Consider the following 21436-nt stretch of genomic DNA (forward strand, 5'->3'; position numbering starts at 1 on the left):
TTGAAATCACAAAATTTGTCCATTGGACAAACATATCCTAGAACTATATATAATTTTGTAAATTTTTCGAATCAAGTTTTTGATTTTGAGAATATTACTTCTTTTTTGTCTATTTTTATTGGATTCATTTCTGGATTTCAAACTAAACAATACGCTTTAATTTTTAACTCTAACTTCAATAATTGAAATGAAGATCTCTATTGTTGTAACTCAGGAAGAACACTTCAAATTCGCACAAGAAATCTGCGATACGATAGAATCATCTGCCTTGTTAAGAGGTACGGGGATTGCTAAAAGAACTCCTGAATACATTCAGAAAAAAATGGCAAACGGTGATGCAATGATTGCACTGGCTGACGGAAAGTTTGCAGGTTTTTGTTATATAGAAAGCTGGCAACACGGAAAATTTGTTGCGCACTCGGGATTAATTGTACATCCGGATTACAGAAGTCATGGTTTAGCTAAAAAGATAAAATCTAAAGTATTTGATTATTCTTTAAAAAGATTTCCAGACGCTAAAATCTTTGGAATTACAACTGGTTTAGCTGTTATGAAAATTAATTCAGAGTTAGGTTATAAACCCGTTCCTTTCTCAGAATTGACGACCGATCCGAGTTTTTGGGCAGGCTGTAAAACCTGTACCAATTTCCCAATTCTGCAAAGCAAAGAAAACAAAATGTGCCTATGCACAGGAATGTTATACGACCCAAAAGAAAAACAAAAAACACCGCCGAGACATCCTTTTAACGAAGCTGTTTTGAGCAGACTTAAAAAAATTAAACAAGCTTTATTTTTAAATAAAATAATTGCATTTTTTGTTTAACCATTAATTAGAAAAAATCTCAAACTGCTACATACGAAAGTATTAGCCTAAATTATAAAAAATGAAAAAAGTAGTATTAGCTTATAGCGGAGGATTAGATACCTCGTATTGTTTGAAATATTTAAAAAATGAAAAAGGATACGAAGTTCACACTGTTCTTGTAGATACAGGAGGATTTTCTGCAGAAGAATTAACAGCTATTGAAAAAAGAGCTTACGAATTAGGAAGTGCACAGCATGCCAACCTGACAATCATTGACAAATATTACGATAAAGCTATAAAATATTTGATTTTTGGAAACGTATTAAAAAACAATACTTATCCATTATCTGTAAGCGCAGAGCGTGTTTTTCAGGCAATTGAAGCCATTAAATATGCCAAAAAAGTAGGGGCAAGCGCAATCGCACACGGAAGTACGGGTGCAGGAAATGACCAAATTCGTTTCGATTTGATTTTCCAGACCATTGCTCCAGAAATCGAAATTATCACTCCAATTAGAGATTTAAAACTTTCAAGACAAGAAGAAGTTGATTATTTAGCAAAAAACGGCGTTCATTATTCTTGGGAAAAAGCACAATATTCAATCAATAAAGGACTTTGGGGAACCAGCGTTGGAGGAAAAGAAACTTTAACGTCAAGCCAGCCTTTGCCAAGTGAAGCTTATCCTTCGCAATTGCAAAAAGAAGGTGAAGAAAAAGTGACTCTGCATTTTGAACAAGGAGAATTGGTTGCCTTAAACGGTAAAAAAGATGTACCAGAAAATAATATTGTAAAACTCGAAAAACTGGCAAATGCTTACGCAATTGGTAGAGATATTCACGTAGGAGATACTATTATCGGAATTAAAGGAAGAGTAGGTTTTGAAGCTGCTGCTCCGTTAATTATCATCAAAGCGCACCATTTATTAGAGAAACATACTTTAGGAAAATGGCAGCAATACTGGAAAGAACAGTTAGGAAACTGGTACGGAATGTTATTTCATGAAGGTCAGTTTTTGGATCCTGTAATGCGTAACATCGAAACGTTTTTACAAGACACGCAAAAAACAGTGAACGGAACAGTAACGGTTTCATTAAAGCCTTACCATTTCTCACTTGACGGAATTGAATCTAGAAATGATTTAATGAATACAGGTTTTGGACAGTATGGAGAAATGAATAACGCATGGACATCTGACGATGCAAAAGGATTTATTAAAATTCTGGGAAATGCTCAAAACATCTTTTCGTCTGTAAATCAATTAGATCATGATTAATTTGAAAAAGAAGTAATGATTACTATTGTTTTAGTATTTATAACAATACTAATAATGTTAGGAATCGCACTATTTTTTAAAGATAACTTAGTAAAAGTATTTTTAACTAATAGAAGCTTCGTTGCAGGCAGCATATCTGTAGTAATAATAGCTGTAAGTTATGTGATTTTGATTTTTCCAAGTCCAATTGAAATAATAAACAAAATCTTTTCTGTATTTAATGCTATACCAAGTATGTTACTTTATTTTAAGGGAGAATTTATAGTTTTTTTAGCGTTTTTGATTGAAGCAATAATACTTTCTTTCATAATCAAAGCATTTCTTCCAAAGGAGAAAAAAGATCTTTACGAGAAATAGTTTTTTAATAAATTTAAAATTATGATTAATATCGGAATTATTGGTGGTTCGGGTTACACAGCCGGAGAACTTATCAGAATTTTAATGTATCATCCAACAGTAAACATCGATTTTGTTTACAGTACTACAAATGCTGGGAAACCGCTTTCTGTAGCGCACCACGATCTGATGGGCGATATCGAAATGAATTTTACTGATGAAATCAATCTAAATGTGAACGTTGTTTTCTTATGTTTAGGACACGGGAAATCAATTTCATTTTTGAAAGAAAATCAATTTGCAAGCCACACTAAAATCATCGATTTAGGAAATGATTTCAGATTGAACAAAGACGCTCATTTTGAGGGAAAAGATTTTGTTTATGGATTACCTGAAATAAATAAAGCTGCAATTAAAAAAGCAAACTATATTGCAAATCCAGGTTGTTTTGCAACCGCTATTCAATTGGCTTTACTGCCTTTAGCAAAACACGGATTATTGAATAACGATGTTCACATTAATGCAACAACTGGTTCTACAGGAGCGGGAGTAAGTCTTTCAGAAACATCTCATTTCAGCTGGAGAAATAACAACTTTTCTCATTATAAAGCTTTTGAACACCAGCATTTAGGAGAAATCACAGAAAGTCTGGTACAATTGCAGGACGATTTTGAAAGCGAATTGCTTTTTATTCCGAACAGAGGAGATTTCCCAAGAGGGATTTTTGCAACATTATATACGCTTTCTGATGATAGTTTGGAGCAATTGGTTGCTAAATACGAAGAGTTCTATAAAAATGAGCCTTTTGTAACGGTTACAACCACAAATATTAATATGAAACAAGTTGTTCAGACAAACAAATGTATCATTAGTTTATTGAAAAAAGGAAACCGGGTTCTCATAACATCAATAATAGATAACTTAACCAAAGGTGCTTCAGGACAAGCCATTCAAAACATGAATTTAATGTTCGGATTAGAAGAAACCACCGGTTTGCATTTGAAACCAAGCGGATTTTAGTAGAAGTAAGAAAGTTACAAGTTAGATGTTAAACGTTTTTACTTTAGCTTTTTACAAATACATTTATCTTTTTTCAAGGTTAGAAGTTATAAGTTGATGTAAATGTATTGCATTGAACTTCTAACTTTTAACAAATAACATTTAACTTTAAAGAAATGAACTTATTCAACGTTTACCCATTATACGATATTACTCCAGTAAAAGCAGTTGACTGCACAATTACAGATGACAAAGGAGTAGAATACTTAGATTTATACAGCGGACATGGAGTTATCTCCATCGGACATACACAGCCGGATTATGTGGCTAAATTGAAAAATCAATTAGACCATTTAGGATTTTATTCAAATGCAATTCAGAATCCTTTGCAGGTTGAATTGGCACAGAAATTAGGAAAACTTTCGGGTCTTGAAGATTACGAATTGTTTTTATGCAGTTCTGGAGCTGAGGCTAATGAAAATGCTTTAAAATTAGCTTCTTTCCATAACGGAAAATCAAGAGTAGTAGCTTTTGATAATTCATTTCACGGAAGAACTTCTGCTGCAGTTGCGGTTACAGACAATAAAAAAATTGTTGCGCCAATTAATGCACAGCAAGTTGTTACATTTTTACCTTTAAATCAAATTGAATTGGTTGAAGCTGAACTAGCAAAAGGAGATGTTACAGCAGTAATTATCGAAGGAATTCAGGGAGTTGGAGGTTTAGACCAAGGAACAACAGAATTTTTCCAAGCTTTAGAAAAAGCATGTAAAAAACATGATGTTGTTTTGATTTTAGATGAAGTACAATCAGGATACGTAAGAAGCGGGAAATTCTTCGCGTTCCAACATCACGGAATCAACGCTGATATTATTTCAGTTGCAAAAGGAATGGGTAACGGTTTTCCAGTTGGAGCCATTTTAATTTCTCCAAAATTTGAAGCAAGTTTCGGATTATTAGGAACTACTTTCGGCGGAAGCCATTTGTCTTGTGCAGCAGGAATCGCAGTTTTAGATGTAATTGAAAAATTGGATTTACAGAAAAATGTAAATGAAGTTTACGAATATTTCTTAGAAAAAATCAAAGAAGTTGAGGGGATCAAACAAGTAAAAGGAAAAGGATTAATGCTTGGAGTTGAGTTTGATTTTGATGTTGCTGCTTTGAGAAAGAAATTAATTATCGAAAAACACATTTTTACAGGAAGTGCAAACAACAAAAATCTGTTGAGAATTTTACCGCCGTTGACTGTGAAAAAAGCCGATATTGATACGTTTGTAAAAGCTTTGAAAGAAAGCTTAGAAGAGTTGAAAAACTAAATAAATGATAAAAAATATTTGGGCAGCCTTTTTAATAATGGCTGTTTTACTGCCGATGTTTCTTTTTCTAAACCCATTTGCATGGGGAATGAGAAGGGCGCCCGAATATGTTCCATCAGTAAGACTTGAAACAGTTTTAGAACAAATGAGGCTGGAGATCAGTCAGGAAGAGCAAATTCAAATAGATACCTATAATAATACAGCAAATTTGTGGTATCTGAGAGATTGCGAAAACAAAAAACTGGATTCTCTAGAAAATTTAAATATTGAATTGTCAGAAATTAAGAATGAAGCTTTTATTGAAGAAAAAATAAAAAAGTTTGAACCTTTAATACAGAAGGAAATAGAATGTAAATGTTATGATTCTTTAGTTTTTTCCTATAGTGTACACAAAGAAGCAAAGGCTGATACAAAAGATTCTGATACTTTAGAATACGATTTTCAAAAGGAAAGCGAACCTAGAAAGGTAGTTATTGGATTTAAAATTAGAAAACAATGAAAAACAGTTTTTTAATTTCTTATTCATTTCTTAGATTTCAATCAATGGCTTACTTGTTTGTTATTTTTTGGACAACTTTGATAGCGAATGTTCCAAGTATGTTTGTAATCTGGAAATATACGGAACTAATGAACGGAATTGTTTTTTTTATCTTTTTGTTTGTTGTCTTATTGTCTGTGATTGTTTTGATTATGCAAGTTTTAAAAATTTACTCTTCTCAAAACCAAGATAACAGTATAATAAAAAAAGTATGGATTGTTGTGAATATTGTATTGTATTATTTGGTTGTAGGTGCCGATTTATATATAGTATCACAATTTAGATTTTAAACCAACCAACTATAACTATGAAACCATTATCAATTGAAACTCGCAATGCAGTTTTGCAAACCATGGCAAAGCTGGTCGAACAGGAGCGGAATCAGATTATCTTAACCAATCAGGAAGATCTTGCGGATTACGACGGTTCAGATTTAGCGATGGAAGAACGCTTGAAAGTCGATGATAAAAAAGTTGATGAGATGATTTTATCCCTAAATCAACTGGCATCTCAGGAAGATCCCGTTGGAGTAGAGCGTTTTCATTTTACGCATGATAATGGAATCAAAGTCATTAATAAAACAGCCGCTTTTGGAACGATTTTAATTATTTACGAATCTCGTCCAGACGTTACAATCGAAGCGGGAGGAATTGCTTTCAAATCCGGAAATAAAATTTTATTAAAAGGAGGAAAAGAAGCTTTAAAATCCAATTTGAAAATTGTAAGTCTTTGGCATCAAGCATTAGAAGCAAATAAAGTTTCTAAAGACTGGGTTGAATATCTGAATTATAATAGAGCAGAAACTCAGGCTTTTTTAGAAAAACCAACACAAAAAGTAGATTTAATTGTTCCGAGAGGCGGAGAAAAATTAATCGAATTTGTAAAAGCACATGCCACATGTCCCGTAATTGTAAGCGGACGCGGTAATAATTTTGTTTACGTTCATAAAGATGCTGATACCGATTTGGCTTTAAAAGTAATATTGAATGCCAAAACATCTAAAATTTCTGCCTGTAATGCAGTAGATAAAGTTTTAATAGATCCAAAACTTCCCAATTTTGAAGGTTTTACAGCCATTTTAATTGAAACATTAAAAGAAAGTAATGTTGAAGTTATTGTCGATAAATCACTTGAAAATTTTGAAGATACAGAAACACTTCAGAACGAAGATATTTGGTACGAAGAATTTTTAGATTATAAAATAGTAATCGGAACCATTGATTCTGAGGAAAATGCAATTGATACAATTAATAAATACTGTGGAGGACATTCAGCTGTAATTATTACCAGAGACGACAGAGCCGCAAAAGAATTTATGGAAGCGATTGATGCAGCAGCTGTTTATCAAAACGCATCGTCAAGATTTACAGACGGAGGACAATTTGGTCTCGGCGGAGAATTAGCAATAAGTACTGATAAATTACATCAACGCGGTCCAATTGGATTGCAGCATCTCGTAACCAATAAATGGTACGTTTACGGAGAAGGACAAATAAGATAATTTTAGATTTTAGTCCCGAAGCGTCGGGATTAGATTTTAGATTGATGATTAGCGATTTTTAATTTTAGATTGATTGGAATTTTAAATTTGGATTTATTTAAAACCAAGGCTTTCCGTCCCGAAGCTTCGGGATGCGTTTATACAGACAAACAATATAAAAAAAACCTTGCGCTCTTTGCGTTAAAAATAACTTAGTGCCTTAGCGCCTTCGTGGCAAAAACAAAAGACATGGCAAAAAAACGGATTTTATTAAAAATAGGAAGTAACACCTTAACCAAGGAAACCAATCATATTTCGCGGGGAAAGATTGAAGACCTCGGAGTACAGATTGCGGCTTTAAACGAGGAATATGAATTTATCATAGTAAGTTCTGGAGCAATTGCGGCGGCAAAGCAGTTTGTAAAGCTGGATAATCAAGATAAAGATGTTTTTGTAAAGCAGGCTTTAGCTTCTATCGGACAGCCTCATTTAATGCGGATTTACAATGAAAATTTTAAGGATTTAGGATTAAATACTTCGCAGTGTTTACTTTCTTATTCTGATTTTGAAAAAGAGCAGACCAAAAAGAACATTGTAAATACAATTAATGTATTAGTCAAAAACAATTACATTCCGATTATCAATGAAAATGATACCGTTGCCACAGACGAGATTCGGTTTGGAGATAATGATAAATTGGCTGCATTAACGGCGGTACTGCTAAATGTTGATATCCTGATAATTGCTACCAATACGAACGGGATTTATACAAAAGAATCTATTCATAATGAAAATCCAGAGACGATTAAACTGGTAAGTGATTTGAAATCATTGGAGAAAGAAATCGGCGAATCAAAATCATCACACGGAACAGGAGGGATGCAGTCCAAAATCGAAGCTGCGGCAATAGCAAAAGCAGCCAGCATTGAAACCTGGATCGTTAATGGACTAAATGATAATTTTATTTTAAAGGCATTGAAGGACGAAATTCCTTTTACCAAGATTGTGTGATATTGAACGCGGATTTTACTGATTCACTTCGTGAAGACGCGGATTTACACAGATTTTTAAATGTTGAAAGATGATTTTAGTGCATGAAGAATTACTAGATGCTATCAAAATTCACTGTCTTCGCGATAGCGAATCCGTTTTATCCGTGTTTAATTTTAGAAAATACAAGCAAAAAAAGCAAAAAAAGCAAGAAAAAACAAAGAACAGAAAACAAAGAAAAACAAATGAACTACATATCAATAAAAGAAATCAACTCATTATCAAAATGGGTAAAAGGCGCATTAAAAATCAAAAAAAATCCGCTTAAAAATCAAAGTTTAGGAAAGAACAAAACTTTAGGAATGTTATTCTTCAATCCGAGTTTAAGAACGCGTTTGAGTACGCAAAAAGCTGCTTTAAACTTAGGAATGAACGTTATGGTAATGAATTTTACTAACGAAGGATGGACTTTAGAGTTTGAAGATGGAGCGGTTATGAATTCTGGTGCTTCAGAACATATAAAAGAAGCTGCAGAAGTAGTTTCTCAATACTGTGATATCATCGCGATTCGTGCTTTTGCAGGTTTAGAAGACAAAGAAAAAGATTATGCAGAAACGGTAATTTCTGGATTCTTAAAATATGCTACGGTGCCAATTGTAAATATGGAAAGTGCTGTGCGTCACCCGCTTCAATCTTTGGCAGATGCCATTACGATGGAAGAATTCAAAACCAAGCACAAACCAAAAGTAGTTTTGTCTTGGGCGCCTCATCCAAAAGCGTTGCCGCAGGCAGTTGCGAATTCTTTTGTAGAAATGATGCAGATGCAAAAAGATATGGATTTTGTAATCACACATCCAGAAGGTTACGAGTTAAGCCCCGAAATTACACAAGATTGTAAAATTGAATACGATCAAAATAAAGCTTTCGAAAACGCTGATTTTGTTTACGTTAAAAACTGGAGTAATTTCAATGATTACGGAAAAGTAACCAATTCAGATCCAAACTGGACCGTTACAGCCGAAAAAATGGCTTTAACCAACAACGGAAAATTCATGCACTGCCTTCCTGTTCGTCGTAACGTAATTGTAAGCGACGAAGTTTTAGACGGCGAAAATTCAATCGTAATCGAACAGGCGAATAACAGAACGTATTCGGCGCAGTTAGTTTTACAGAAAATTTTGAAGAAATTATAAATTAGGTACAAAGGTTCAAAGCAACAAAGGTTCAGAGGTTTTTTTTTTAAACCGTCCAAAAAACCTTTGTCCCCTTGAACCTTTGTCCCTTTGAACCTTAAAGATAATGAACGTATCAGTAATAAAAATCGGTGGAAACATCATCGATAATCCTGCAGAATTAGAACAATTCTTAACTGATTTTTCTAAAATTGAAGGATATAAAGTATTAGTTCACGGCGGTGGAAAATCGGCTACAAAAATGGCGCAGAGTATTGGTCTAGTACCGCAAATGATTGACGGACGCCGTATTACAAATGCTCCAATGCTTGATGTTGTGGTAATGATTTACGCTGGACAAATCAATAAACATATTGTGGCACAATTGCAGGCCAAAGACAATAACGCCATAGGTTTTTCTGGTGCTGACGGAAATTTAATTCAGTCGACAAAAAGAAACCATCCCACAATAGATTACGGATTTGTAGGCGATGTAAAACAGGTAAATACAAAATTGCTTGCAACATTACTTGAAGCTGGAGTTGTTCCTGTTTTCTGCGCAATTACACACGATAAAAACGGCCAATTGTTAAACACAAACGCTGATACGATAGCAAGTGAATTGTCAATTGCATTATCAGAAGTTTTTGATGTGACACTGACATATTGTTTTGAAAAACAAGGAGTTTTACAGGATTCAGAAGACGATTCGTCTGTAATTACCGAAATCAACGAAGCATTATACAACAAACTGAAAGAAGAAAAAGTAATCCATTCCGGAATGATTCCAAAGCTGGACAACTGTTTTAATAGTTTATCACGAGGTGTACAGAAAATCAAAATCGGGCATCACAAAATGCTTCAAAATCCAGATGTTCTACATACAACCATTACGTTATAAAATAAGTTGCCGCGAATTACACGAATTTTCACGAATCAAGATTTAAAAAAATTAGCTAAAATTTGTGCAATTCGCGGCAAAAAAAAGATAACTGCGCAAGGCATTTTAAATATTAATTTAAGAAATTTGCGCAAATTAAAAATGTCACAGTTTTAATTTAAAACTTTGTGACTTCGAGCCTTCGCGGCAAAGAAACCATACTATGAAAAATATAGAAACGCTTACCAAAGAAGCCCTACAGCTATTACGTAATCTAATTGAAACCCCTTCATTTTCAAGCGAAGAAGATCAAACAGCACTTTTAATAGAAAACTGGTTCAATCAAAACCAAATTCCGTTTCAGAGAGAAAATAACAATGTGTGGGCTTTCAATAAATATTTTGACGAAAATAAACCAACACTTTTACTAAATTCCCATCACGATACTGTAAGACCAAATCAAGCCTATACAAACGATCCGTTTAAAGCAATTGAAAAAGACGGAAAACTTTATGGATTAGGAAGCAATGATGCAGGAGGTTGTCTTGTTTCACTTCTAGCAACTTTTGTACATTTTTACGAAAACCAGAACTTATCACATAACATTGTGATTGTGGCTTCGGCAGAAGAAGAAAGCAGCGGAAAAAACGGTTTAAACAGTGTTTTAAAACATTTACCAGAATTAGACTGCGCGATTGTGGGCGAACCTACTTTAATGCAATTGGCTGTTGCTGAGAAAGGTCTTTTAGTTTTAGATGTAAAAGTAAAAGGAACCGCAAGCCATGCCGCACACCAAAACGATGACAATTCATTATACAAATCAATTCCGGTAATGGAATGGTTTAAAAACTATAAATTCGACAAAATCTCAGACGTTTTAGGTCCTGTAAAAATGACTGTAACGCAGATTAATGCCGGAAAACAACACAATGTGGTACCGTCAGAATGTGACTTGGTGGTAGATATCCGGGTAACAGACTGCTATACAAATGCTGAAATTCTAGAAGTCGTAAAAGCCAACGTAAATGCCGAAGTAACGCCGAGATCAATGCATTTAAACGCTTCTTCTATTCCTGTAGAACACGGTTTAGTACAAGCAGGAATCGCTTTAGGAAGAACAACTTACGGATCGCCGACGCTTTCAGATCAGTCGGTTTTAAGCTGTCAGTCGCTTAAATTAGGACCAGGAGAAACCCTGCGCTCACATTCAGCAGACGAATTTATTTTTGTAAATGAAATTGAAGAAGGAGTCGATCTTTATATTAAAATATTGACTGGTTTCTTTAAATTATAATATTTTTTAGGAGCTAATCCCGCTATCCGTTCCAATCTTTTATTTTTTAAAGAAAAAAATAAAAGGATTTCCACTGCTATCGGGGCTAGAATACTCTGGAACTTAGAAACATTAAGTGAAAAAGAAACTTTGTGAATCTCTGAGAACCTTTGAATATCTCTGTGAAACAAAAAAACATATCTTATGAAACTTTGGGAAAAAGGAATACCAACAGATAAACAAATCGAACAATTCACCGTTGGAAACGATCGTGAATTGGATTTAGTTTTAGCAAAATACGATGCTTTAGGTTCTATCGCACATGCCAAAATGCTGGGGCAGATTGGTTTATTAACTTCAGAGGAAACAACTTCTTTAGTTGATGCTTTAAACGAAATAATTGCTGATATCGTAGTAGGTAATTTCGAAATCGAAGACAGTTTTGAAGACGTACATTCTAAAATCGAATATTTGCTGACTGCAAAACTAGGCGATGCCGGAAAAAAAATCCACACCGCGCGTTCTCGTAACGATCAGGTTTTAGTAGACGTTCACTTGTATTTAAAAGACGAAGTAAAAGCTCTAAAAGAACAGGTAAAAACACTTTTTGATTTGTTGATGGAATCAGCAGAAAAACATCAAAATGTTTTATTGCCAGGGTACACACATTTACAAATTGCAATGCCTTCATCTTTCGGAATGTGGTTTTCTGCTTATGCGGAAAGTTTGATTGATGACATTACAATGCTGAATGCAGCAGGAAAAGTAGTCGACCAAAATCCGCTTGGTTCAGCTGCGGGTTACGGAAGTTCATTTCCAATCAACAGAACTTTTACTACTCAGGAATTAGGTTTTGAAACTTTAAAATACAATGCTGTTGCCGCACAAATGAGCCGCGGAAAAGCAGAAAAAACAGTTGCATTTGCAATGAGCAGTGTCGCTGCGACTTTATCAAAATTTGCAATGGATGTTTGTTTGTACATGAGCCAGAATTTTGATTTTATCGGACTTCCAGCACATCTTACCACTGGTTCAAGCATTATGCCCCACAAGAAAAATCCGGATGTTTTCGAATTAATCAGAGGAAAATGCAATAAGATTCAAGCTTTGCCTTACGAAATCACTTTAATTACAAATAATCTGCCTAGCGGTTATCATAGAGATTTGCAACTTCTAAAAGAAGGATTATTTCCAGCACTTCAAAATTTAAAAGCTTGTCTGGATATTGCCATATTTTCTATAAAAGATATTACCGTAAAAGATCATATTTTAGAAGATAAAAAATACGATTATTTGTTTACGGTAGACACCTTAAACGAAATGGTTGTTGCCGGAATGCCGTTTAGAGATGCTTATAAAGCCGTTGCAGAACAATTAGAAGCTGGAACATACCAATCTCCAAAAGAAACAAAACACACTCACGAAGGCAGTATCAATAATTTATGTTTAAATGAAATTAAGCAGAAAATGAAAGCTGCTTTTTAATAAACAAACACCATTAAAAAACCGATTTGAATTACTCAAATCGGTTTTTTTAATCTTTAGCTTTTAGTCGTGCTGCTAACCGTTAAAATACCATTCTCATTTACCTGCAGAGTTGCTCCCGCACCACAAGATTTACTGGTTATAAACTCTTCCAATTTTCCGATTGGTAAAGTCGTGTACGGATAATTCGGTTTATTTACTTTTGTACCAAAATCTGAAGGGCCTTTGCGGCAGTGGTCAAAAACAATCCCTACCGTTCCGCCGTCTGTACTGATGTACTCTTTAAACGCTTTTTCTACTTTTTCAAAATCAGTACCCTCAACATAACAAGTGGTGTTTTTTTGGCCGCCGCCTAATCCAATTGCCACAGAACCCGATTCAGAAGTTTTGTAATAACAGTTCAATACATGTATTTCTGCATTTCTGGCACGAGGCATTCTTTGCTTGCAGCCTTCAGCCCAATAGCAGTTTTTAAAAGTAATGCTGTAGTGGCCGTCAGCAGGGAAATCATTTTTTCCAGAACCAATTAAATTACTGAATCTGTGATCGTCAGCACCTCCGGTTCCACCAGACTTTGGAGTTTTAAGATAAGTAAATTTAGTCCAAGAAATAGTAATGTTATCAGCAGCACCTTTATTATCAAAATTGCCGTCCATTCCGTCTTGAAATTCACAATGATCGACCCAAAGATTTGTGGCTTCCGAGGTTAAATTATCATGTCCGTCAACATCATAAGAACCTGGGCCTTCAAAAATTAAATTTCGAATAATAATATTGTTAGAACCCTCTTTTAAATTCAAAATACCCGATCCCGAAGCGGTTTGCTCAAGATTAACCAATCGCGCGCCAGGGAGTCCGATTACTGTTTTGTCTTTTACTAAAAGGCTGGTATACGAGCAGTTTATTGTTCCAGAAACCAGAATTACCTGAGGTGTATTAGATTTTAATTTTGCAGTTAGGTCGGCATAATTAGAAACGGTCACAGGAGCAACGGTTCCGCCGCCCGTTGCAGAAGCTCCAAAGCCCTCCGGTTTGTTCATCAGATAATTTTGGGCAGTAAGAAGGCAGCCTGAGAATAACATTGCGAAAAGCAAAAAATAAGTCTTCATTTAGATGTCGGTTTAATTGGTTTAGATAGATAATGTAATCGATTACACAAATGTAGAATAATTAAGAGAATTTCAAATTAATTTATCAATTATTTAAGTTTTTAATGTTTTGATCTTAAGTTTATTAAGTGTGATTTTTACACTATAAAGATTGTAGAAAACAGGATTTAAAAATTTCATCATAAAATACTTATATTTGAAACATCAATTTATGCAAGCCAATGGAAAAATTTAAAGAGCAGGCCACTCAAGATCTTCTTGAAAGTGGTTTTATTACCCAAAATCAGTTTGACGAAATTAAAACGTACAGAAGTTTAAATATATTTTCTTTAAACGCAGAACTTAAATTCTTGTTATATCTCTCTGTGGTCTCTTTTACATCGGGAATAGGAGTTTTAATTTATGAAAACATCGATACAATTGGGCACATTGCTATTCTTGCAGTATTGTTGATCGTAATTGCAATTTGTTTTTATTATTGTTTTAAAAATTCAAAAGGCTTTCAGAAAACCGAAACTGTTTTTGAGCATCCCGTTTTAGAATATTTAGTATTGGCAGCCAATATTTTAACGTGTATTTTTATTGGTTACCTTCAGTTTCAGTACAAACCCTTTGGAGATAATTACGGATTAGCCACTTTAGTTCCTACACTGGTAAGCTTTTTCTGCGCTTACTATTTTGATAATAAAAGCGTTTTAACGATAGCCGTAACAGGTTTAGCAGCTTATATAGGCCTTTCCGTAACACCGCAGACCTTGTTAAGTAATAATGATTTTTATGCCAGCGAGAGTTTGAGTTATTCTGCCGTCATGCTTGGCATTTTATTAATACTATGGACTATTTACAGCCGCCGAATTGCACTAAAAACACATTTTGCATTAATCTTTTTAACTTTTGCGCTGCACATTATCAGTATTGCTTCCATAAGCAATATGGTGAGTTTTGATGTCTTTACATGGATACTTTTTACTGTTATTTTAGCAGTTTCGACTTTTTATTTCTACAAAATCAGTTACCAATACAAAGCCATTTCGCTTTATATTTTTATGATTATATATGCCTATGTTGGAGTGAATGTTTTTCTGTTCAAACTATTCGAAAATATTGATTTCTCAGAAATATGGGAATTATTTGTATTAATTCTTCCAATTTATTTCATCAGTTCGATTGTACTGTTTATTAAACTTATTAAAAACTTTCATAAAGAAATTACAGCATGATAATATACGATAAAAATATACTTGATAATGAAGCATTGGACGATCAGGCAGCAGCTTTATACTCAGGCGGTTTTATAAGTAAAGAACAAAGGAAATTAATTGAAAAAGAACTGCCTTCTTTTAAAAAACAAAACAACATTTTAGTTAGACTTGGTTTCTTTCTTTTAGGCAGTTTTCTATACTTGTCAATCTGTGGTGTAATATCTTTAATCGCATTGAGCGGTAATGATGACTTTTTAGATATATGTTGTTATCTTTTTGCAATAGTAGGATTTGTTGGTGCAGCATTACTTGCAAAAAGAAATTATCACAATCATGGTTTAGACGATGCTTTTATATTAGGAGGACTTTTAACTTTTGGGTGTGCAATTGCAATAACTACAGAGGGCTATGAAATGGTCATTGCTTTTTTCGTATCAGTTGCTGCATTGTATATGTTTTTACGCTATTTGCATGTGCTGTCAATGCTGGTTTTTTGTTTCGCAGTTACCACTTTATTGTTTTTTGGAATGTTTGAATTTGGCGAACTTGGTAAAGCTGTTTTACCCTTTACAGCAATGATTTTTGCCGCTGTTTTTTATTTTCTGACCAAAAGAGTAATCAAAAATCTAAACCAGCAATATTATTACAATGGACTTTTGTTAGCAAATAGTTTCTGCCTGATATTATTTTATCTTTCTTGCAATTATTTGGTTGTAAGAGAGCTTTCTGCAGAACTTTTAGGAACCGAAGTAAAGCCTGGAACAGATATTACGTTTGCCTTTTTCTTTTATGCTTTTACGATAGTAGTTCCGATTCTTTATTTAGTTCAGGCTTTAAGAACAAAAGACCGAATCATGCTTTGGATCAATTTTGCTGTAATCGCATTTACCATCTATACGATTCGTTATTATCATTCTGTGCTGCCCATAGAAATTGGTTTGACACTTGGCGGTATTGTTTTATTTACAATCGCTTATTTTTCAATAAAAAGATTAAAAGAAAAAGAAAGCGGACTGACTTTTAAACCTGATAGGATCAATCACTCAGATGGGTTTTTAAATGCAGAGGCATTAATTGTCGCTTCAACTTTTGGGATGAAACCTGAAGTTAAAACAGATTCTCCAATGGAGTTTGGAGATGGAGGTTTCAGCGGAGGAGGTTCAGGAGGAACTTTTTAGTTACAGTAATTAATGTTTACCATTAAGAGATTAAGAAATTTAAGGTTTTTACTTTATAATCTTAATCTCTTAATGGTGTTTTTTTAAACTTTACTTTTTAATGCTGCAGCATCAATATCACTGTGCGAAACATTATAAACTGCTTTTCCATTTTTAATTAAAATCAATTGAGGAGATTCGTGGTGGACACCAAATCGGCTGGCAATTTCATTCGAAATATCTCTGTGTGCAATCAAATCTAAAAAATAAGCATCAACAACACCTTCAAGATTATATTCTCTTTCAAATTGTTTTAAAGCCATTCTGCTGATACTGCATCTCGTGCTGTGTTTAAAAATTACAACAGGCTTTTCATTAGAAATCGCTTCGATTTCCATCAATTGAAGAATATCCGTTAATTCGGTCCAGTTTACATTACTTTTTGGAGCTTCTGAGTTCTCTGAACTTCGGAAGATTGAATTTAAAAAACTCATATTTGTCTTGTTTTATGACTTTTTGACGTGTAAAAATGCTTTTAATCAAAGTTTTTACGTCATTTTGTCTGTTTTCTTAGTATGGAATATAATTTGTTTATTCGAATACAAAGTTAAATTATTTGGGTCAAAAAACGTAACTCAATAAATCGTAACTTTAATCTCATAAAATTTAATACTAAAAATCAATCAAATCAAAAAAATATGAATATAAACAAGTTTACCATTAAGTCGCAGGAAGCCATTCAGTTGTCACAGCAATTAGCGCAGCGAAATGGTCAGCAGCAAATAGAAAACGAACACATTTTTAAGGCCATCTTTGAAGTTGACGAAAACGTGGCGCCTTTTATCTTGAAGAAGCTGAATGTAAATGTGCCGTTATTTTTACAAGTTTTAGATGCCACAATCCAGAGTTTTCCAAAAGTTTCTGGAGGCGATATTTTACTTTCAAGAGATGCCAATAAAGCATTGAACGAAGCCGAAATCATCGCGCAAAAAATGAACGACGAATACGTTTCGATCGAACATTTAATTTTAGCCATTTTTGATTCAAAAAGCAAAGTTTCGCAGATTTTAAAAGATCAAGGCGTTACTGGAAAAGGTCTTAAAGCGGCTATAGAAGAATTAAGAAAAGGAGAAAGAGTAACATCGGCTTCAGCTGAGGAAACTTATAATTCATTAAATAAATATGCTAAAAATCTAAACGAATTAGCAAGAACAGGAAAACTAGATCCGGTTATTGGCCGTGACGAAGAAATTCGCCGTGTGCTGCAGATCTTAACGCGCCGAACCAAAAACAATCCGATGCTGATAGGAGAGCCGGGAGTTGGTAAAACAGCTATTGCAGAAGGTTTGGCACACAGAATTGTAGACGGTGACGTTCCAGAAAACCTAAAAGATAAAATCGTTTTCTCATTAGATATGGGAGCTTTGATTGCAGGAGCAAAATTCAAAGGAGAATTTGAAGAACGTTTAAAATCAGTTGTAAAAGAAGTTACCGCTGCCGAAGGAGATATCGTATTGTTTATAGACGAGATTCATACACTTGTAGGAGCGGGCGGAGGAGAAGGCGCAATGGATGCAGCCAATATCTTAAAACCAGCTTTGGCACGTGGTGAGCTGAGAGCGATTGGAGCAACAACTTTAGACGAATATCAAAAATATTTTGAAAAAGATAAAGCGCTGGAAAGACGTTTTCAAAAGGTTTTAATTGATGAACCGGATACCGAAAGTGCTGTTTCAATCCTGCGTGGAATCAAAGAGAAATACGAAACGCATCATAAAGTTCAGATCAAAGACGAAGCGATTATCGCAGCTGTAGAACTTTCGCAAAGATACATTACCAATCGTTTCCTTCCAGATAAAGCGATCGATTTGATGGACGAAGCAGCTTCTAAACTGCGAATGGAAATCAACTCGAAACCAGAAGAGCTTGATGTTTTAGATCGTAAGATCATGCAGCTGGAGATTGAGATTGAAGCCATTAAACGTGAAAAAGAAGAAAGCAAATTGAAGATTCTGCACATGGAATTGGCTAATCTTAAAGAAGAGCGCAACGAAATCTACGCCAAATGGAAATCGGAGAAAGATATTGTTGACGGAATTCAGGCTGTAAAACATGAAATCGAGGATTTTAAATACGAAGCAGAACGTGCAGAACGTGATGGGGATTATGGAAAAGTAGCCGAAATACGTTACGGAAAAATAAAAGAAGCGCAGGAAAGACAAGAGAATTTGCAAAAACAACTGCAAGAATACCAACAAGGGAATTCTTTAATAAAAGAAGAAGTTACCCGTGAAGATATTGCAGAAGTTGTCGCAAAATGGACAGGAATTCCGGTAATGAAAATGCTTCAGACAGAAAGAGAAAAATTATTGCATCTTGAAGAAGAACTGCACAAACGTGTAGTAGGGCAGGAAGAAGCGATAGAAGCGGTAAGTGACGCCGTGAGAAGAAGCCGTGCTGGTTTGCAGGATATGAAAAAACCTGTTGGGACTTTCTTGTTCTTAGGAACAACCGGAGTTGGTAAAACGGAATTAGCAAAAGCGCTGGCAGAATATCTTTTTGATGACGAAAACGCCATGACGCGTATCGATATGAGCGAATACCAAGAACGCCACAGTGTGAGCCGTTTGGTTGGTGCGCCTCCAGGATATGTGGGTTATGATGAAGGTGGTCAATTGACAGAAGCCGTTCGTAGAAAACCGTATTCTGTAATTTTGTTAGACGAGATCGAAAAAGCACATCCTGATACCTTTAATATATTATTGCAGGTTCTAGACGAAGGCCGATTGACAGACAACAAAGGACGTTTGGCCGATTTTAAAAATACGATTATCATCATGACTTCTAATATGGGAAGCCAGATTATACAAGAAAAATTTGAGAACCTAAAAGGCGGCGTTGAAGCAGCAACAGAAGCAGCTAAAAACGAAGTTTTAGGATTGTTGAAACAAACTGTGCGTCCAGAGTTTATCAATCGTATTGACGAAATTGTCATGTTTACACCGCTTACGGTAGATAATATTTCAAGAATTGTAAGCCTGCAGTTAAAAAGCGTTACCAAAATGCTGGCACTTCAAGGGATTACTATGGATGCAACTCCAGAGGCAATTGCTTATTTATCAGACAAAGGATATGATCCTCAGTTTGGTGCAAGACCTGTAAAAAGAGTGGTTCAGAGAGAAGTTTTAAACCAATTGTCAAAAGAAATTCTGGCAGGAAAGATTACAACAGAAAGCATCATTTTATTAGATGCCTTCGACGGTAAACTGGTTTTTAGAAATCAGACAGCAAACTAATTTTTTAATGTTAATTCTTAAGAAAGCATCGGTTTACAGCCGGTGCTTTTTTTTAATCCGTAAATCCTGAAACTTTTTGGTAAATAGATATAACAAATTCTTTGGATTTATTGTGAATTTAGTATTTCAATTCAAGCAAAAATAAAAATTACTAATTCATTAAAAAACACAAAATTATGAACAATATATTTAGAGGATTAATTGCAGGGTACGGTGCCAAAAAATTAGGCGGAGGATGTTTCGGAACTATTTTAGTATTTATAATCATCTGGGTTCTTTTAGGGCAGTGCAGTTAAAAAATACATTTGAAGATCTGTAGATAAAAACGGAATAAAATCTCCAATTTTGATTGCAAATTTTAGGACAGATTTAAACAAAATGTAGTAGATTCGCATCACTAAAAATTAAATAAAAAAATGGCTTCAGGTTTTTTCGTTCTATTAGATGATATCGCAGCAATTATGGATGATGTTGCAGTAATGAGTAAAATTGCTGCAAAAAAAACAGCAGGAATTCTTGGCGATGATTTAGCCGTAAATGCAGAAAAAGCTTCTGGATTTGCGTCATCAAGAGAGCTTCCGGTTTTGTGGGCAATCAGTAAGGGTTCATTACTTAATAAAATTATTATTCTTCCAATTGCATTTTTGTTAAGCGCCTTCCTTCCTGTTGCAATCATCGTGATCTTAGTACTTGGAGGATTATTTTTAGCCTACGAAGGAGCGGAAAAAATCTACGAATTTATCTTTCCGCATGCTCACGAGGAATCAGAAGGAATTACAGACGAAGAATTGACCGAAGAGCAGATTTTGGCAGTAGAAAAAACAAAAATAAAATCTGCTATTATAACAGATTTTATACTTTCTGTAGAAATCGTAATCATCGCTTTAGGAACCGTAATAGAAGAACCTCTTACACAGCAAATAATCGTAACCTCTATTATTGCCGTAGTAGCAACTGTCGGGGTTTATGGTATAGTAGCGCTTATTGTAAGAATGGACGAGGCTGGATATAAACTTATTAAATACAGTAAAAGCGATAAAAGCATTTCTAACTTTATAGGCAATATATTGGTAAAAGCGCTTCCGCTTGTGATAAAAGGTTTGACAGTAATCGGTACTATTGCTTTAATTTTGGTTGCAGGCGGTATCTTTGTACACTACATTCCGTATTTCCATCATTTGGCAGAAGAGATCAAAATACCTTCCATTATAAAAGAATTTGTTGTAGGTCTGGTTTTAGGATTTGCCGTTTTGCTGGTTGTTAATCTGATCAAAAAAATCTTCAAAAAGAAAACAGTTTAAATAAACTAAAAATATATTTCTAAGAAACATCAGCGAAAGCTGGTGTTTTTTTTTTTTGTTCAGGAGCAGAAAAATACATTTTCAAAAGCACTTTTAGTCCCGTTATCCGCTGTATCTTTTCCCTGCTGGCAGCAGGAAAAAGGATGCCGCTTCTACCGGGGCTAAACCAGAACTTTTATTTTTCATAAGAAATAACGGTAAAACTTAATTTTTTTTCTGCAAATAAGTCTTTGATTTATAATTGTTTAATTTCCGAATCAAATCTTTTAACATTTTGCCCAAGCAACCTTTCCAAATATGCTCTGTCTTCATAGTAATTAACAATTAATTATTATTTTATATGAAAAATTTTAGATTAAAATCAGTTTTGGTAGTATTATTTTTATCAATTGCAGTAGTTTCATGCAATAATGACGACGACGAAAATACAGAAACTACAACTACAAAAGCTGCTTTAGTAACCGAAATCAAAGGACCGGCAACGGGAAAAGTAAACGATGAATTGAGTTATGATATCACCTACGTTGTAGACAATGCCTGCGGGGAATTTGATAAAATTTCTGAAGTGACTATTGCAAACGTAAAAGGATTACAAGTAATTGCAAAATATCCAACAGGAGTTTGCACGCAGCAAGTTCCAGAACCTAAAAAGACCGTTTACAAATACAAAGCCACTGCAAAAGGAACCGTTGAAATTAAATTCAAAAAATCTGAAACAGAATTTATAATTCAAAAGGTTGTTATTGAATAAGTAATTTAATTTTAAATTAAAAAATGCAAATACAAAGACATCAGCTTTTGGGCTGGTGTTTTTACTTTTTTAA

Annotated in this window: 20 protein-coding genes; 18 read left to right on the plus strand and 2 right to left on the minus strand. The window is 34.4% G+C overall.

Annotated features, from left to right (window positions below):
• The first annotated feature begins 187 nt into the window (after window positions 1–187).
• From C4F50_RS04300 to argH, 13 genes are all read left to right on the plus strand, one after another.
• Complete coding sequence (locus C4F50_RS04300) at window positions 188–823, plus strand: GNAT family N-acetyltransferase (protein ID WP_125722911.1); 636 nt, start codon at window positions 188–190, stop codon at window positions 821–823.
• A 61-nt stretch (window positions 824–884) separates the two neighbouring features.
• Entirely contained in the window at window positions 885–2078 is a 1194-nt protein-coding gene (locus tag C4F50_RS04305; RefSeq protein ID WP_193845185.1) for an argininosuccinate synthase, read from the plus strand.
• Window positions 2079–2093: 15 nt separating this feature from the next.
• Window positions 2094–2435 (plus strand): hypothetical protein, encoded by a 342-nt coding sequence (locus C4F50_RS04310; RefSeq protein WP_193845186.1) that lies wholly within the window; start codon window positions 2094–2096, stop codon window positions 2433–2435.
• A 21-nt stretch (window positions 2436–2456) separates the two neighbouring features.
• Window positions 2457–3434 carry an N-acetyl-gamma-glutamyl-phosphate reductase gene (gene argC, locus C4F50_RS04315; protein ID WP_193845187.1) on the plus strand — a complete coding sequence of 326 codons (978 nt, stop codon included), beginning with the start codon at window positions 2457–2459 and terminating at the stop codon, window positions 3432–3434.
• Between the two features lie 155 nt (window positions 3435–3589).
• Entirely contained in the window at window positions 3590–4729 is a 1140-nt protein-coding gene (locus C4F50_RS04320) for an aspartate aminotransferase family protein (protein ID WP_193845188.1), read from the plus strand.
• Window positions 4730–4733: 4 nt separating this feature from the next.
• Window positions 4734–5228, plus strand: a complete 495-nt coding sequence (locus tag C4F50_RS04325) for a hypothetical protein (protein ID WP_193845189.1) — start codon at window positions 4734–4736, stop codon at window positions 5226–5228.
• Window positions 5225–5557: a hypothetical protein gene (locus tag C4F50_RS04330; RefSeq protein WP_193845190.1), complete on the plus strand. Its 333-nt coding sequence runs from the start codon at window positions 5225–5227 to the stop codon at window positions 5555–5557. Before C4F50_RS04325 ends, C4F50_RS04330 begins: the two co-directional genes overlap by 4 nt.
• Window positions 5558–5574: 17 nt before the next feature.
• Complete coding sequence (locus tag C4F50_RS04335; protein WP_193845191.1) at window positions 5575–6768, plus strand: glutamate-5-semialdehyde dehydrogenase; 1194 nt, start codon at window positions 5575–5577, stop codon at window positions 6766–6768.
• Window positions 6769–6996: 228 nt separating this feature from the next.
• Complete coding sequence (gene proB / locus C4F50_RS04340) at window positions 6997–7758, plus strand: glutamate 5-kinase (protein WP_193845192.1); 762 nt, start codon at window positions 6997–6999, stop codon at window positions 7756–7758.
• A 224-nt stretch (window positions 7759–7982) separates the two neighbouring features.
• Window positions 7983–8930, plus strand: coding sequence for an N-acetylornithine carbamoyltransferase (locus C4F50_RS04345; protein WP_193845193.1), 948 nt, complete (start codon window positions 7983–7985; stop codon window positions 8928–8930).
• A gap of 106 nt (window positions 8931–9036) precedes the next feature.
• Window positions 9037–9810: an acetylglutamate kinase gene (gene argB, locus C4F50_RS04350; RefSeq protein ID WP_193845194.1), complete on the plus strand. Its 774-nt coding sequence runs from the start codon at window positions 9037–9039 to the stop codon at window positions 9808–9810.
• 202 nt (window positions 9811–10012) lie between these two features.
• Window positions 10013–11083, plus strand: coding sequence for a M20 family metallo-hydrolase (locus C4F50_RS04355; protein WP_193845195.1), 1071 nt, complete (start codon window positions 10013–10015; stop codon window positions 11081–11083).
• Window positions 11084–11266: 183 nt separating this feature from the next.
• Window positions 11267–12547 (plus strand): argininosuccinate lyase, encoded by a 1281-nt coding sequence (argH, locus tag C4F50_RS04360; protein ID WP_193845196.1) that lies wholly within the window; start codon window positions 11267–11269, stop codon window positions 12545–12547.
• A 56-nt stretch (window positions 12548–12603) separates the two neighbouring features.
• Here argH and C4F50_RS04365 read toward each other — a convergent pair whose 3' ends face one another.
• Entirely contained in the window at window positions 12604–13656 is a 1053-nt protein-coding gene (locus C4F50_RS04365) for a pectate lyase family protein (RefSeq protein ID WP_193845197.1), read from the minus strand.
• A gap of 221 nt (window positions 13657–13877) precedes the next feature.
• Between C4F50_RS04365 and C4F50_RS04370 the strand changes: the two genes are divergently transcribed.
• Both C4F50_RS04370 and C4F50_RS04375 read left to right on the plus strand, forming a co-directional pair.
• Window positions 13878–14876 (plus strand): DUF2157 domain-containing protein, encoded by a 999-nt coding sequence (locus tag C4F50_RS04370; protein ID WP_193845198.1) that lies wholly within the window; start codon window positions 13878–13880, stop codon window positions 14874–14876.
• The gene (locus C4F50_RS04375; RefSeq protein WP_193845199.1) at window positions 14873–16036 is read left to right on the plus strand and encodes a hypothetical protein; all 1164 of its coding nucleotides are present in this window, start codon (window positions 14873–14875) and stop codon (window positions 16034–16036) included. The genes C4F50_RS04370 and C4F50_RS04375 overlap by 4 nt, the downstream gene beginning before the upstream one ends.
• An 83-nt stretch (window positions 16037–16119) precedes the next feature.
• Here the strand turns inward: C4F50_RS04375 and ytxJ are convergent, their stop codons facing one another.
• Window positions 16120–16509, minus strand: coding sequence for a bacillithiol system redox-active protein YtxJ (gene ytxJ / locus C4F50_RS04380; RefSeq protein WP_193845200.1), 390 nt, complete (start codon window positions 16507–16509; stop codon window positions 16120–16122).
• A gap of 204 nt (window positions 16510–16713) precedes the next feature.
• On the opposite strand from ytxJ, the gene clpB reads away from it, so the two are divergent.
• The 3 genes from clpB to C4F50_RS04395 all read left to right on the plus strand — a co-directional run bounded on the left by clpB (window position 16714) and on the right by C4F50_RS04395 (window position 21363).
• On the plus strand, window positions 16714–19311 hold the full coding sequence (gene clpB / locus C4F50_RS04385) for an ATP-dependent chaperone ClpB (RefSeq protein WP_193845201.1): 2598 nt from the start codon (window positions 16714–16716) through the stop codon (window positions 19309–19311).
• A gap of 416 nt (window positions 19312–19727) precedes the next feature.
• Window positions 19728–20612 (plus strand): DUF808 domain-containing protein, encoded by an 885-nt coding sequence (locus tag C4F50_RS04390; RefSeq protein ID WP_193845202.1) that lies wholly within the window; start codon window positions 19728–19730, stop codon window positions 20610–20612.
• A 340-nt stretch (window positions 20613–20952) separates the two neighbouring features.
• The gene (locus C4F50_RS04395) at window positions 20953–21363 is read left to right on the plus strand and encodes a hypothetical protein (protein ID WP_193845203.1); all 411 of its coding nucleotides are present in this window, start codon (window positions 20953–20955) and stop codon (window positions 21361–21363) included.
• The last annotated feature ends 73 nt before the right edge of the window (window positions 21364–21436 follow it).

Origin of the sequence: Flavobacterium hungaricum, from assembly GCF_015182285.1 — a bacterium.
Taxonomy (GTDB): Bacteria; Bacteroidota; Bacteroidia; order Flavobacteriales; family Flavobacteriaceae; genus Flavobacterium; species Flavobacterium hungaricum.